Consider the following 12,340-nt stretch of genomic DNA (forward strand, 5'->3'; position numbering starts at 1 on the left):
GGAATCGCCACCGATGTTACCAGCAGAGCGCAAACGCCGCATCGTCGAACTCGTCTCCGACTCGGACGGCCGGTCGGTCGAGTCGCTGTCAGAACACCTCGGCTACTCGAAGGCCACGATACGGCGCGACCTGCGCGAACTCGAAGACCGTGGGCTCATCGAGCGGTCGCACGGCGGGGCCGTCCCCGTGACTTCCGTCGGGCGCGAGCAGACCTACGGGCAGAAGGAAGTACAGAATCTCGAAGGCAAACGCGCGATCGCGGACCGCGCGGTCGAGGAACTGGCCGAGGGGCAGGTCGTGTTCTTCGACGCCGGGACGACCACGATGGAGGTGGCGCGGAAGGTCCCGAAGGACGGGACGATACTCGGCGTCACCAACTCGCCGCGGCTCGCCATCGAACTGAACGAGGAGGACAACGAGGTCAAACTCACCGGCGGGACGCTCCGCCGGCGGACGAAGGCGCTCGTGGGGCCGACCGCGGAGTCGTTCATGGAGCGGACGAACTTCGACCTGCTGTTCCTCGGCACGAACGGGTTCGACGTCGAATCCGGCCTCACGACCCCGAACGAGGACGAGGCGCGGATGAAGGAACTGATGGTCGAGAAGGCCGCGAAGGTCGTCCTCGTCGCGGACCTCTCGAAGCTCGGCCGACGGAGCTTCGTTCAGTTCGCATCGCTCGAACAGATTGACCTGTTTATCACCGACGGCGAACTCGACGCCGACTCGCGCGAGGAGATAGAGAGCGCGGGCGTCACCGTCGTCGACGGAGTTGCACGATGATTCTCACAGTCACCCCGAACCCAGCAGTCGACCACACGATTCACTTCGACGAACCGCTTCAGCCCGGCGTCGTCCACCGGACCGACGACGCGGTGTTCACCGCCGGCGGCAAGGGCATCAACGTCGCCAAGTACGTCTCTGCGCTCGACGCCGACGCGACCGCCTCCGGCTTCCTCGGCGGCCACTTCGGGAAGTTCGTCCGCGACCGGCTCGACGCCGACGGCATCGCCTCGGACTTCGTCACCATCGACGCCGACACCCGTCTGAACACGACCGTCCTCGCGGAGGACGGCGAGTACAAACTCAATCACAACGGCCCGCAGATTCGCGCAGCCGACGTGGACGAACTCGTCGAAACCGCACAGGCGAACGAGCCGGACACGCTCCTCGTCGGCGGCAGCCTCCCGCCGGGGATGTCGCTCTCCGACGTCGACAGGCTCGCCCGCGCGGGCGACTGGAAAATCGCGGTGGACATGGGCGGCGAGTACCTCGCCGAACTGGACGCCGACTACTACGTCTGCAAACCCAATCGCTCGGAACTCGCGGCGGCGACCGGCAGAACGGTCGAGACCGAATCCGACGCCGTCGAGGCGGCCGAGGAGCTTCACGCGCGCGGATTCGAGTACGTGCTGGCGTCGCTCGGCGCGGACGGCGCGCTCCTCGTCACCGACGACGAAGTCCTGTCTGCGCCCGCGCTCGACGTGGAGGTCGTGGACACGGTCGGCGCGGGCGACGCGGTCATGTCCGGCTTCCTCGCCGCGCGCGAACACGGGCTTTCGGACGCCGACGCCCTCCGAATGGGCGTCCTGACGGCCGCGCGCGTCGTCGGCGTCGCCGGCACCCGCGTCCCGCACCTCGAAGACGTGCTGACGAACGAAACGCGCGTCGAGGTGACGACCGTTCGGAGTCGGTGATTCTCGTATGAACGTTTGTTAACGACCAAAACGCTCAGTAACGTTCATATTCGAAAGGGTTTTTGAGCACATTTGCGTACGTTCTTTCGTAGGGGTGGCAACACTATGGCAAACGACGCAGAAGACGCGGTTCGGTCCTACCTCACTTCGGTGAAGGAGGACCTGATGACTGGGGTATCGTTCATGATTCCGTTCGTGACTATCGGCGGAATCTTCCTGGCGCTGGGCTACGCGGTAGCCTCGCTTTCGAACAACGTACAAGACGTATTCAACAGCACGGGGACCGCCGGCTGGTTCCTCGCGCAGATCGGCGTCGCTGGGCTGACGCTGATGGTTCCGGTCCTCGGCGCGTACATCGCGTACGCCATCGCCGACCGACCGGGCCTCGCACCGGGGTTCATCCTGTCGTACATCATCCAGCAGGGCAACGTCCTGCAGGCCGCCGGTGACGTCATCGGCCTTCAGGGCGGCTCCGCCGGCGCGGGCTACCTCGGCGCTATCGTCGCCGGGTTCCTCGCCGGCATCGTCGCGCGCTGGTTCAAGCAGCGCGACGTGCCCGAGTTCATCGCGCCGATGATGCCCGTGCTCCTCATCCCGGTGGCGACCACCGCGGTGCTCACGCCCGTCATGCTGTTCGTGCTGGGCGTTCCGATCTCCATCGCGAACGCGGGGCTCACCGCGTTCCTGAGCAACATGCAGGGCGGCGGCCAAGCCATCGTGCTCGGGGCCATCCTCGGGGCGATGATGGCGGCCGACATGGGCGGTCCCATCAACAAGGTCGCCTACGTGTTCTCCGTCGGCCTCATCTCCGAGGGCGTCACCGCGCCGATGGCCGCGGTCATGATCGCGGGTATGGTCCCGCCCATCGGCCTCGCGCTGTCGAACTTCATCGCGCCGCAGAAGTACGCGGCCGAGATGTACGAGAACGCCAAGAGCGGCGTGCTCCTCGGCTTCTCCTTTATCACTGAGGGCGCGATTCCGTACGCGGCCGCCGACCCGGCCCGCGTCATCCCGAGCGTCGTCGCCGGCAGCGCCGTCGCCGGCGCGGCCTCGATGGCGCTCGGCGTGAACATGCCGGCTCCCCACGGCGGCATCTTCGTGGTTCCGCTGTCGAACCAGCCGTTCATGTTCATCGCGTGCATCCTGCTCGGCTCCATCGTGACCGCCGTCATCGCGACGGCCATCAAGCCGAACTTCGACGCCAAGATGGCGGCCCAGAGCTCCGACGACTGACCACACCGAACTAATCTTTCCAGACCCGAACGAAGCACAATACAATGGACGTCACTGACATCAGCACCATCACACCGCTCGAACTGATCTCGCTCGAAGAGCCGCCGGCGACGAAGGAGGGAGCCATCGAGTTCCTCCTCGACCTCGCGGTCGACGCCGGCCGCGTCGACGACCGCGACGCCGCGCTCGACGCCCTCCTCGAACGCGAGGAAGAGGCGACGACCGGCGTCGGCTTCGGCATCGGCATCCCGCACGCGAAGACCGACGCGGTCTCGAAGCCGACGGTCGCCTTCGCGCGCTCGACCGAGGGCATCGACTTCGACGCCATGGACGACAAGCCGGCGAAGCTCCTGTTCATGATTCTCGTCCCCGCGGCGGGCGGCGAGGACCACCTGCAGATTCTGAGCGCCCTCTCGCGATCCCTCATGCACGAGGACGTCCGCGAGAAGCTCCTCGAAGCCGAGAGCAAACAGACCGTTCAGGACGTGCTCGCCGAGGTGGTCGAGTGATGGAGCGGACCGTCACGGTCGTCCCCGAAGACGGGCTTCACGCCCGCCCGGCCTCGCAGTTCGTCGAGACCGCGAACGAGTTCGACGCCGACGTCCGGCTCGGCCGCGCCGACGAGGACGACCTCGTCCCCGCCGCCAGCATGCTCGCGGTCACCGGCCTCGGCGTCGGCCACGACGAGTCCGTCCGACTCGTCGCCGAGGGTGACGACGCGGAAGCGGCACTCGACGCCCTAGAGGATATCCTTTCGACGCCCGAAGCCAAACAGTAAGCCATGACCGAACGAACCCTCTCCGGCATCGGCGTGACACCGCTTTCGGGCGTCGGCACCGTCGTCTGGTACCGACCGGACGCCGACCTCCCCGAACCGCCGGCCCCGGAAGACGTGGACGAAGACGCCGAACTGGCGCGCTTCGAGGACGCCCGCGCGGCCGCCGAGGACGAACTCGAAGCCGAGCGCGAGCGGACCGCCGAGCGCGTCGGCGAGGAGGAGGCCGCGGTGTTCGACGCGCACGTCCAGTTCCTCAACGACCCGCAGATAACCGACGGCGTCACCGACGCCATCGAGGGCGGGCTCCCGGCCGAACACGCCGTGCAGGAGACGTTCTCCGAGTTCGTCGAGCAGTTCGAGAACATGGGCGGTCGCATGGGCGAGCGCGCCGACGACCTCCGCGACGTGCGCGACCGACTCGTGCGCGTCCTCTCGGACGGCGAGCGCGTCGACCTCTCGTCCCTGCCGGAGGGGAGCGTCGTCGTCGCGGAGCGACTCACGCCGAGCGACACGGCGCAGCTCGACCCGGAGCGCGTCGCCGGCTTCGTCACCGTGACGGGCGGCCGCACCTCCCACGCGGCCATCTTCGCGCGCTCGCTCGCCCTGCCGGCCATCGTCGGCGTGGGCGAGGAGCTCCAGTCCGTCGAGGACGGCACCGAAGTCGTCGTCGACGGCGAGTCGGGCGACCTCGTGGTCGACCCGACCGACGAGCGCAAGGAGGCCGCCGCGGCCGCCGCAGACGTCGATATCCGACACGAGTCGGTCGAGACCGCCGACGGCGTCGACATCGAGGTCGCCGCCAACATCGGCACGCTGGCGGACCTCGGCCCCGCGGTCGACCGCGGGGCCGACGGCGTCGGCCTGTTCCGCACCGAGTTCCTGTTTCTCGACCGCGAGTCGCCGCCGGACGAAGACGAGCAGTACGAGGCGTACGTCGAGGCGCTCGAATCGTTCGACGGCGGCCGCGTCGTCGTCCGCACCCTCGACATCGGCGGCGACAAGCCGGTCCCGTACCTCGACCTGCCGGACGAGGAGAACCCGTTCCTCGGCGAGCGCGGCATCCGCCGGTCGCTCGGCCCGGACGCCGACCTCTTCGAGACGCAGGTCCGCGCGCTGCTTCGCGCGGCGGCCAGCGCCGACGGGGCGAACCTGTCTGTGATGCTCCCGCTCGTCTCGACGGTCGAGGAGCTTCGCGCCGGCCGCGAGCGGTTCGAGTCGGTCGCCGCCGACCTCGACGCCGAGGGCGTCGCAAACGAGCTTCCCGAGTTCGGCATCATGGTCGAGACGCCCGCCGCGGCGTTCATGGCCGACCGGTTCGCGCCGCACGTCGACTTCTTCAGCATCGGGACGAACGACCTCGCGCAGTACGTGATGGCCGCCGAGCGCGGCAACGAGCGCGTCTCCGAGCTCGGCGACTACCGCCAGCCGGCGGTCCTCCGCGCCATCGACGCCACCGTCTCGGCCGCCGAGGGCGAGGACTGCTGGGTCGGCATGTGCGGCGAGATGGCCGGCGACCCGGACCTCACCGAACTGCTCGTCGGCCTCGGCCTCGACGAACTGAGCATGAGCGCCGTGACGGTGCCGCAGGTCAAGGCGGCCGTCGCGGACACCGATACCGCGGACGCCCGCGCACTCGCGGAGCGCGTCCTGCAGGCCGACACCAAGGCTGAAGTCGCGGAAATCCTTACACTAGAGCTATGAAACTCGTCGCAGTCACATCCTGTCCGACCGGAATCGCACACAGCCAGATGGCGGCCGAGAACCTCCTGCAGGCCGGCGAGCGCCTCGGCCACGACATCGACGTCGAGGTCCAGGGCGCGATGGGCACGCAGGACGAACTGTCCGCGGACGCCATCGCCGAGGCGGACGCGGTCATCATCACCTCGGACACCTCGGTCAGCCGCGACCGATTCGACGGCAAACTCGTCCTCAAGGGGACGGTCAAAGACGGCGTGAACAACGCCGAGGCCGTCGTGGAGAAGGCCGTCGAACTCGCCGAGGCCGGGAAGACCGGCTCGGTCACGTTCGGAAGCGGCGACGACGGCGAGGACGCCGACGCCGAATCCGACACCGACGAGTCGTCCGGCGACGACGCGGAACCGGACGAACCCGTGCGCCGCGGCGGCGACCCCGAGAAGGGGCTGTTCGCCCGCCTGAAGAAGCTGTTCTCGTAACTCCCGCCGACGGTTTCCCGTTTTTCTCCCGTCTCCGAGCGGCGGCGCTCCGTCCGCCGATGAAAATTAACTCGAACGCGAACAAACGAAAACGTGCAGAATCGAAACTCACTTCCCATACATTATTAGTCTCGCAGTCGTTGACGAAACCGAGGTGAACGCATAATGCCGTTCTACGGCGGGGAGGAACTCGCCACAGTGTACGACGAGGCGCTCGACGAAGGATTCGGCCTCATCGCGAGTAACATCGCGGAGCCGAACATTATGATGGGTCTCATGGAGGGGGCCGACCGGATGGACTCGGACCTCCTGTTGCAGATGAGCGGCGGGGCCTGTCGCTTCGCGGGCGACGGCGACGCCGTCGCGGGCCTGAAAGCCATGGGGAACTACATCGAGACCATCGCCGAGCGGTACGACATCGGCGTCTTCCTCAACATGGACCACCAGACGGACATCGAGTTCATCGAACAGCAGATCGAACTCGACATCCCGTCGTCCATCATGATCGACGCCTCCCACGAGCCGTTCGACGAGAACGTCGCCACGAGCCGCGAGGTCGTCGAGATGGTCGAGGCAGCGGACTCCGACGTCCTCATCGAGGCCGAACTCGGCCAGATCAAGGGCGTCGAGGACGAAATCGAGGCCGAGGAGGCGTTCTACACGGACCCCGAGCAGGCCGTCGAGTTCGTCGACAAGACGGGTGCGGACCTGCTCGCCATCTCCGTCGGCACGCAGCACGGCGTCGCCAAGGGCAAGGACCTCGAACTCCGCCCGGACCTCGCAAACGACATCCGACAGGCCCTGCGCGACCACGGCCTCGACACGCCGCTCGTGCTTCACGGCTCCTCGGGCGTCCAGCCCGACCAACTGCAGGAGATGCTCAAACACGGCATCTGCAAGGTCAACAAGGACACCCGCTACCAGTACGAGTACACGCGCACCGCCTACGACCGCTACACCGAGGAACCCAACGCCATCGTCCCGCCCGAGGGCGTCGTGGACGCCCGCGACACGTTCTTCAACGAGACCGACTGGTCGCCGAACAAGGACGTGTTCGACCCCCGCGTCGCCGGCCGCGACATCCGCGAGCGCATCGCCGACGTGCACGCCGACCTGACCGAGGTCTCCGGCAGCGCCGGCCAGTCGCTGTTCAAGTAACGCCGCGCGGGCGGTGACTCGCTCGCCGTCGAGCGCTCGTCGCGTCCGCGTCGCGGACCGGCACCGGCCGTCGTCTCCACCCGGCACACCGCCGGTTTTTTCGTTTCGGGACGCTTCCCCCAGCGGCGGCGCTCTCGGGGTCGAGAGGGGTCAATCCCGGTTCCCCACGTCGCTTAAGGTGTCACGCGGCGTGGGTGTAGGTATGCCGCAGATTCACCTCGACGACGAGACGGTCGCCCGACTCGACGCGCTCCGCGAGGAAGACGAGGAGTACGACGAACTCATCAACGAGCTGATGAACATCTACGAGGCGAGCGAGCGGACGCTGTTCCACGCCGGCGACGAGTACTGACCTCGGCACCGCCGCTCGGGCGTCTGTGCGGTCGGTTCTCTGTGACCCGTTACAACCCGAGCCACCGCGCGACCGCTCCCGCGAGGAGAACCAGTGCGCCGGCGATAAACGTGCCGGGAATCGGAAGCACGAACAGGAGTCCACCGAACGCGAAGACCAGCGTTGACGGTCTCATCTAGCGAGGCAGTCGCGCCCCGGCCTGTTACTAATTGTGGCCTTCAAACCGAATGTCACCCTCGGCCCCCACGTGAGCGCCGTCGCCGCAGCCGGTCGAACGGCCCGTTATTCGAGGTAGCTGACCCGGACCTGATTCCACTTGCCCTTCTTTTCGAGGTGGTCCTGGAGCGCGTCCGCGTACTCCTGTGTGAGTCGCTCCGCGGCCTCCAGTTTCTCCTGTTCGCCCTTCTTGCCGCCGCCGCCCATCCCGAGCGCGCCCTTGATGGAGTCGACGATGCCGCCGGCGGACGACGAGTCGTCTCCGCCGCCGCCCATCCCGCCCATCTGACTGCGGATGTTGTCGAGTTCGGGGATAATCTGCGGGACCTTCTCCGTGTCGGCGACGATGCGCGCCGCCTCGGGGTCGTCCGCGTTCTCGATTTCGAACTCCGTCGCCGTCATGATCAATCCCCACTCCTGACTGTTGAACCGGGAGTTCATCACCTGCTCGTTGAACTCGCGGTCCACCGTCATCCGGTCGCCGACGATGCTGTCGGTCCAATGTGCCATGTGCACACGTCGTCGGCGGGTCGGTATCAGAGTTGCGGGGCAGACCGACCGTCGGCGGCGCGTCTCCCCGCCGGCGAGACGCCACAGCGCGACCCGCCTCCCACGCGGGTTTAATGCGGTTGGGTGACGACCCCGAGTCATGGAGCGGTACGACCTCCTGTACAGACTGTACGGGAACTTCGACGCGGACGCGGTCCGGGACGCACAGGACTTCGTCGACCTCTTGCCGCCGCTCGGCTCGCCGGTGGCGCTGTCGCACTGGCAGGCGGTCGACGACGAACTCTCGGCGAAGAAAGACCGCATCCGCCGGGCGCTTTCGGACGGCGACCGCTACGCCGAACTCGCCGCGCGCGCGACGCGGGACCAGGCGTTCACCGCGCTCGACCTCTACACGAAGTACGGGCGGGCGGTGAACGCGCTCGTCCTCGACGTGGACGAGACGCTGCGCTCCGCGGGCCAGACGGACAACGAGATTCCCCGCGAGGTGCTGCACCTCCTCACCCGGTTCCACGAGCGAGGCGTCCCCATCGTCATCTGCACCGGCCAGACCTTGGAGAACGTCAAGGGCTTCGCCATTCAGGGACTCGGCAACGAACTCGTCCACTCGGGGGACGTGAGCATCGTCTACGAGGCCGGCACCGGCGTCTTCACCCCCGGCCACGGCTCCGAGACGAAGCGCCTCCTCTACGAGACCCTCGACGACTCGGTGCAGTCGGTCTTCGAGTCGGTCCGCGGACGGGTCATCAGCGACCTGCCCGACGCGCTCCGCGGGGGCGTCCACCTGCAGGGCAACGAGTTCAACGTCACGCTCAAGCCGAACTTCGAGACCGGGAGCGACGACGCCGAGGCGGTCATCGACGGCGCGCTCGTCTACCTGCTCGACCTCCTCGGCGAGGCGCTCACCGACGACCCCGACGGCCCCGACTGGGCGCGGGCGTACTTCGCGGACCGCGACCCGGAGATACGCGACGTGCTCGACGACCGCGACGCGCTTCCCGACTCGGACACGGAGATTCCCGAGGACGTCGAACGGACCCTCGAACGCGTGACGGTCGCGTACTACCACGCCGACGCCGCGGAGCTCTCCGCGGTCGACCTGAACAAGGCGGCGGGGGTCCGCGCGGCCCTCGACGTGCTCGGGGTGGACGACCCGTTCGTCCTCGTGATGGGCGATTCGAAGTCCGACCTCGACGTGATGCGGTGGGCCGCCGAAAACGACTGCGGACTCGCGGCGGCCCCGGAACACTCCTCGCCGGGCGTGCTCGAACACGTCCGCGAGACGGACGAACTCGTGTTCCCCCGCGGCGACGCCGCGTCGGTGCTCCGAACCGCCTACGCCCTCAATCTCTTGGTCGACTGAGCGGGTCGCGTCGTCGCTGTGTCCGGTCTCTACAGGTAAGTAAAACGAGCTCTCGGGGGTGATCGAGGCGGCTCAGACCGCGCACACCCCGATGTCGTCACCCGAGCCGTCGCCGTTCGAACCGTCGCCGGTGTCGTCGGTGTTCGAATCGTTCGATGACGAGTCGTCGGTGTTCGAATCGTTCGATGACGAGTCGTCGGTGTTCGAATCGTCCGAAGACGAGTCGTCGGTGCTGTCGTCGGTCGAATCGTCCGCGCTGTCGTCGGTGTTCGAGTCGTCGCTCGCATCGTCCGAAGACGAGTCGTCGGACGAGCCGTCGCCATCGTCATCGTAGTTCGAGACGCCGACCGGGCTCCCGCGCGGCCTGGTCGTCCTCGTCGCCGAGTCGGTGTCGTCGTCGCCGGTCTCGACCGTCTCGAACGTCCCGACTTCGCTTTCGGCGTCGTCCGACCCGTCGTCGCCCGAGTCGTCGGCCCCGTCGTCGTCGGCGACGGCGGGTTCGGCTTCGATTCCGGGGTCGGGGTCCTCGGTCTGTGTGTCGTCCGCGTCGGGGCCGGTCACGTCTGCGCCGATGCTTCTGTCGGCGTCGACGGCCGGAGCGGGCGTCTCGGGGGTGTTCACGCCCCCGGAGAGGAGGGCGAACACGACGATGACGAGGACGACGACGCCAACGACGAACTGGCCGAGATTCATCGCCTGACCTCCCGGTGGTCGGAGTCGATTCCCGGGATTGGTACGCTGGTGGGGGTCACGGACATGGTTCGACCTGTTATTTGCGTTCCGAGGGCTTCGTTACGAATCGTCTACCGCTCGGCGTCGTGCCCCGGATTTCGCCCGATAGGGGGCGGGCCGACCCGCGGGGGCGCGCCCCGAATCCGTCACCGGATGCGACCATCCGCGTTCCTAACCCCTGTTAATCCGCGAATACCACGCCGATCTGAGGGTCTATTTTCGACCGACACTCTCCGTGAACAGAATGTCTGGAAACCCTGTGGTTATCGTCGGGCTACGTGGTGTCGAACTCGGGCCGCGAGACGCCGCGTCTCGGGTCCTCTGGCTCTGTAGTTATCTTCTCGGGGCGCGTACAGTCTCCCAATGACCGCCTCCATCGACAGAATCATCGCGCGCGTCTCGCGCTGGCCCGGCGTCGAGACCGCGCCGCACCGCTTCGGGGGGACGGAGTTCGTCGTCGCCGGCAGGGAAATCGGCCACGTCCACGACGCCGGCGTCGTCGACCTCGCGCTCACGAGGCGCGTCCGCGACGTGCTTCTCACCGACGGACTCGCGGACCCGCACCACGTCCTGCCCGACTCCGCGTGGGTGACCTACCGCGTCAGAAGCGACGCCGACGTCCCCGACGCGATGCGTCTGCTCAGACTCGCGTATCTCTGGCGACTGCTCGCGCTCCGCCGCCGCGGCGTCGATCTCGACCCGGCGACGGACCCCGACACCGACCTCCGTCGACTGGGCCTTCCGGCGGACCTCGACGCGCTCGTCAGAGAGACGTTCCGCGACTCGCTCGACCGATGGGCGACGGTCTGACCCCGGACCCGCGAGTCCCGAGCGGGGACATGTCTCGTCCGGAAAAACTTTACTAACGTCCGAGTAAACTACTCTGCATGGGTAAGAACTACGCGGAGTTACACGATCCGAACGCGGAGTACACGATGCGAGAGCTGTCGGGGGAGACGATGGGCGTGACGGCCAAGCGCGGCGGCGGTCGCGACGTCGAGATTACCGACGTGCAGACGACGATGGTCGACGGCAACTTCCCGTGGACGCTCGTCCGTATCTACACTGACGCGGGCGTCGTCGGCACCGGTGAGGCTTACTGGGGCGCGGGCGTGCCCGAGATCGTCGAGCGCATGAAGCCGTTCGTCATCGGCGAGAACCCCCTGGACATCGACCGCCTGTACGAGCATCTCATCCAGAAGATGTCCGGCGAGGGCTCCGTCGAGGGCGTCACGGTCACCGCCATCGCGGGCATCGAAATCGCGCTGCACGACCTCGCGGGCAAGATTCTCGACATTCCCGCTTACCAGCTTCTGGGCGGGAAGTACCGCGACAAGGTGCGGGTCTACTGCGACTGCCACACCGAAGAGGAAGCCGACCCCGAAGCGTGCGCCGACGAGGCGGAGCGCGTGGTCGACGAACTCGGCTACGACGCGCTGAAGTTCGACCTCGACGTGCCGTCGGGCTTCGAGAAGGACCGCGCGAACCGCCACCTGCGGCCCGGCGAGATTCGGCACAAGGCCGAAATCGTCGAGAAAGTGACAGAGCGCGTCAAGGACAAGGCGGACGTGGCGTTCGACTGCCACTGGACGTTCTCGGGCGGCAGCGCAAAGCGACTGGCCGCCGAGTTGGAAGACTACGACGTGTGGTGGCTCGAAGACCCCGTGCCGCCGGAGAACCTCGACGTGCAGGAGGAGGTCACGAAGTCCACGCTCACGCCCATCACGGTCGGCGAGAACCGCTACCGCGTGACGGAACTGCGCCGGCTCATCGAGAACCAGGCCGTGGATATCGTCGCGCCCGACATGCCGAAGGTCGGCGGGATGCGCGAGACGCAGAAGATCGCGGACGTGGCGAACCAGTACTACGTGCCGGTCGCGATGCACAACGTGTCGTCGCCGGTGGCGACGATGGCCTCCGCGCACGTCGGCACGGCGATTCCGAACTCGCTGGCGGTCGAGTACCACTCCTACGAGCTGGGCTGGTGGGGCGACCTCGTCGAGGAGACGGTCATCGAGGACGGGTACATCGAAATTCCGGAGAAGCCGGGGCTCGGCGTGACGCTGGACATGGACACCGTCGAAGAACACATGGTCGACGGCGAGACGCTGTTCGACGAGGCGTAAGCCGAC

General features: G+C 67.3%; 15 protein-coding genes. 12 read left to right on the forward strand and 3 right to left on the reverse strand.

Translation table 11 applies throughout. The annotated features are described in order from the left end of the window. Positions 1-13 precede the first annotated feature (13 nt). The 9 genes from glpR (at position 14) to FY251_RS22665 (ending at position 7,390) form a co-directional block, all read left to right on the forward strand. A complete protein-coding gene (glpR, locus tag FY251_RS17355; RefSeq protein ID WP_089777873.1) occupies positions 14-781 on the forward strand; it encodes an HTH-type transcriptional regulator GlpR in 768 nt (255 codons plus the stop codon). Further along, positions 778-1,695 (forward strand): 1-phosphofructokinase, encoded by a 918-nt coding sequence (gene pfkB, locus FY251_RS17360; protein WP_148416304.1) that lies wholly within the window; start codon positions 778-780, stop codon positions 1,693-1,695. Before glpR ends, pfkB begins: the two co-directional genes overlap by 4 nt. Positions 1,696-1,800: 105 nt before the next feature. After that, positions 1,801-2,928 carry a fructose PTS transporter subunit IIC gene (gene ptfC / locus FY251_RS17365; protein ID WP_148416305.1) on the forward strand — a complete coding sequence of 376 codons (1,128 nt, stop codon included), beginning with the start codon at positions 1,801-1,803 and terminating at the stop codon, positions 2,926-2,928. Between the two features lie 44 nt (positions 2,929-2,972). Then, complete coding sequence (ptfA, locus tag FY251_RS17370) at positions 2,973-3,437, forward strand: fructose PTS transporter subunit IIA (protein WP_004970773.1); 465 nt, start codon at positions 2,973-2,975, stop codon at positions 3,435-3,437. After that, on the forward strand, positions 3,437-3,706 hold the full coding sequence (gene ptsH1, locus FY251_RS17375) for a phosphocarrier protein HPr (protein WP_148416306.1): 270 nt from the start codon (positions 3,437-3,439) through the stop codon (positions 3,704-3,706). The genes ptfA and ptsH1 overlap by 1 nt, the downstream gene beginning before the upstream one ends. Before the next feature lie 3 nt (positions 3,707-3,709). Then, a complete protein-coding gene (gene ptsP, locus FY251_RS17380) occupies positions 3,710-5,407 on the forward strand; it encodes a phosphoenolpyruvate--protein phosphotransferase (RefSeq protein ID WP_148416307.1) in 1,698 nt (565 codons plus the stop codon). Next, complete coding sequence (gene ptfB / locus FY251_RS17385; RefSeq protein WP_148416308.1) at positions 5,404-5,880, forward strand: fructose PTS transporter subunit IIB; 477 nt, start codon at positions 5,404-5,406, stop codon at positions 5,878-5,880. Before ptsP ends, ptfB begins: the two co-directional genes overlap by 4 nt. Before the next feature lie 165 nt (positions 5,881-6,045). Then, entirely contained in the window at positions 6,046-7,038 is a 993-nt protein-coding gene (gene fba / locus FY251_RS17390; protein ID WP_148416309.1) for a class II fructose-bisphosphate aldolase, read from the forward strand. 202 nt (positions 7,039-7,240) lie between these two features. Continuing rightward, complete coding sequence (locus tag FY251_RS22665) at positions 7,241-7,390, forward strand: hypothetical protein (RefSeq protein ID WP_004970780.1); 150 nt, start codon at positions 7,241-7,243, stop codon at positions 7,388-7,390. A gap of 49 nt (positions 7,391-7,439) precedes the next feature. Here FY251_RS22665 and FY251_RS23165 read toward each other — a convergent pair whose 3' ends face one another. After that, the gene (locus FY251_RS23165) at positions 7,440-7,565 is read right to left on the reverse strand and encodes a hypothetical protein (protein ID WP_255516734.1); all 126 of its coding nucleotides are present in this window, start codon (positions 7,563-7,565) and stop codon (positions 7,440-7,442) included. Positions 7,566-7,672: 107 nt separating this feature from the next. Further along, a complete protein-coding gene (locus tag FY251_RS17395; RefSeq protein ID WP_148416310.1) occupies positions 7,673-8,116 on the reverse strand; it encodes a DUF5799 family protein in 444 nt (147 codons plus the stop codon). A gap of 139 nt (positions 8,117-8,255) precedes the next feature. Between FY251_RS17395 and FY251_RS17400 the strand changes: the two genes are divergently transcribed. After that, on the forward strand, positions 8,256-9,476 hold the full coding sequence (locus tag FY251_RS17400) for an HAD family hydrolase (RefSeq protein ID WP_148416311.1): 1,221 nt from the start codon (positions 8,256-8,258) through the stop codon (positions 9,474-9,476). 72 nt (positions 9,477-9,548) lie between these two features. Here FY251_RS17400 and FY251_RS17405 read toward each other — a convergent pair whose 3' ends face one another. Beyond that, complete coding sequence (locus FY251_RS17405; RefSeq protein WP_148416312.1) at positions 9,549-10,169, reverse strand: hypothetical protein; 621 nt, start codon at positions 10,167-10,169, stop codon at positions 9,549-9,551. 402 nt (positions 10,170-10,571) lie between these two features. Here FY251_RS17405 and FY251_RS17410 point away from each other — a divergent pair, with 402 nt between their 5' ends. Next, positions 10,572-11,018: a luciferase family protein gene (locus FY251_RS17410; RefSeq protein WP_089777893.1), complete on the forward strand. Its 447-nt coding sequence runs from the start codon at positions 10,572-10,574 to the stop codon at positions 11,016-11,018. Positions 11,019-11,095: 77 nt separating this feature from the next. After that, on the forward strand, positions 11,096-12,334 hold the full coding sequence (locus tag FY251_RS17415) for a mandelate racemase/muconate lactonizing enzyme family protein (protein ID WP_148416313.1): 1,239 nt from the start codon (positions 11,096-11,098) through the stop codon (positions 12,332-12,334). Positions 12,335-12,340: the final 6 nt, after the last annotated feature.

Origin of the sequence: Haloferax sp. KTX1, assembly GCF_902410085.1 — an archaeon.
Taxonomy (GTDB): domain Archaea; phylum Halobacteriota; class Halobacteria; order Halobacteriales; family Haloferacaceae; genus Haloferax; species Haloferax massiliensis.

Bases quoted from the DNA above. Each gene is read 5' to 3' on its own strand.
- ptfA (WP_004970773.1), top strand. From the start codon at position 2,973: ATGGACGTCACTGACATCAGCACCATCACACCGCTCGAACTGATCTCG.
- FY251_RS22665 (WP_004970780.1), top strand. From the start codon at position 7,241: ATGCCGCAGATTCACCTCGACGACGAGACGGTCGCCCGACTCGACGCG.
- ptfC (WP_148416305.1), top strand. From the start codon at position 1,801: ATGGCAAACGACGCAGAAGACGCGGTTCGGTCCTACCTCACTTCGGTG.
- ptsP (WP_148416307.1), top strand. From the start codon at position 3,710: ATGACCGAACGAACCCTCTCCGGCATCGGCGTGACACCGCTTTCGGGC.
- FY251_RS17410 (WP_089777893.1), top strand. From the start codon at position 10,572: ATGACCGCCTCCATCGACAGAATCATCGCGCGCGTCTCGCGCTGGCCC.
- FY251_RS23165 (WP_255516734.1), bottom strand. From the start codon at position 7,565: ATGAGACCGTCAACGCTGGTCTTCGCGTTCGGTGGACTCCTGTTCGTG.
- fba (WP_148416309.1), top strand. From the start codon at position 6,046: ATGCCGTTCTACGGCGGGGAGGAACTCGCCACAGTGTACGACGAGGCG.
- FY251_RS17415 (WP_148416313.1), top strand. From the start codon at position 11,096: ATGGGTAAGAACTACGCGGAGTTACACGATCCGAACGCGGAGTACACG.
- FY251_RS17400 (WP_148416311.1), top strand. From the start codon at position 8,256: ATGGAGCGGTACGACCTCCTGTACAGACTGTACGGGAACTTCGACGCG.
- ptsH1 (WP_148416306.1), top strand. From the start codon at position 3,437: ATGGAGCGGACCGTCACGGTCGTCCCCGAAGACGGGCTTCACGCCCGC.
- pfkB (WP_148416304.1), top strand. From the start codon at position 778: ATGATTCTCACAGTCACCCCGAACCCAGCAGTCGACCACACGATTCAC.
- ptfB (WP_148416308.1), top strand. From the start codon at position 5,404: ATGAAACTCGTCGCAGTCACATCCTGTCCGACCGGAATCGCACACAGC.
- FY251_RS17395 (WP_148416310.1), bottom strand. From the start codon at position 8,116: ATGGCACATTGGACCGACAGCATCGTCGGCGACCGGATGACGGTGGAC.
- FY251_RS17405 (WP_148416312.1), bottom strand. From the start codon at position 10,169: ATGAATCTCGGCCAGTTCGTCGTTGGCGTCGTCGTCCTCGTCATCGTC.
- glpR (WP_089777873.1), top strand. From the start codon at position 14: ATGTTACCAGCAGAGCGCAAACGCCGCATCGTCGAACTCGTCTCCGAC.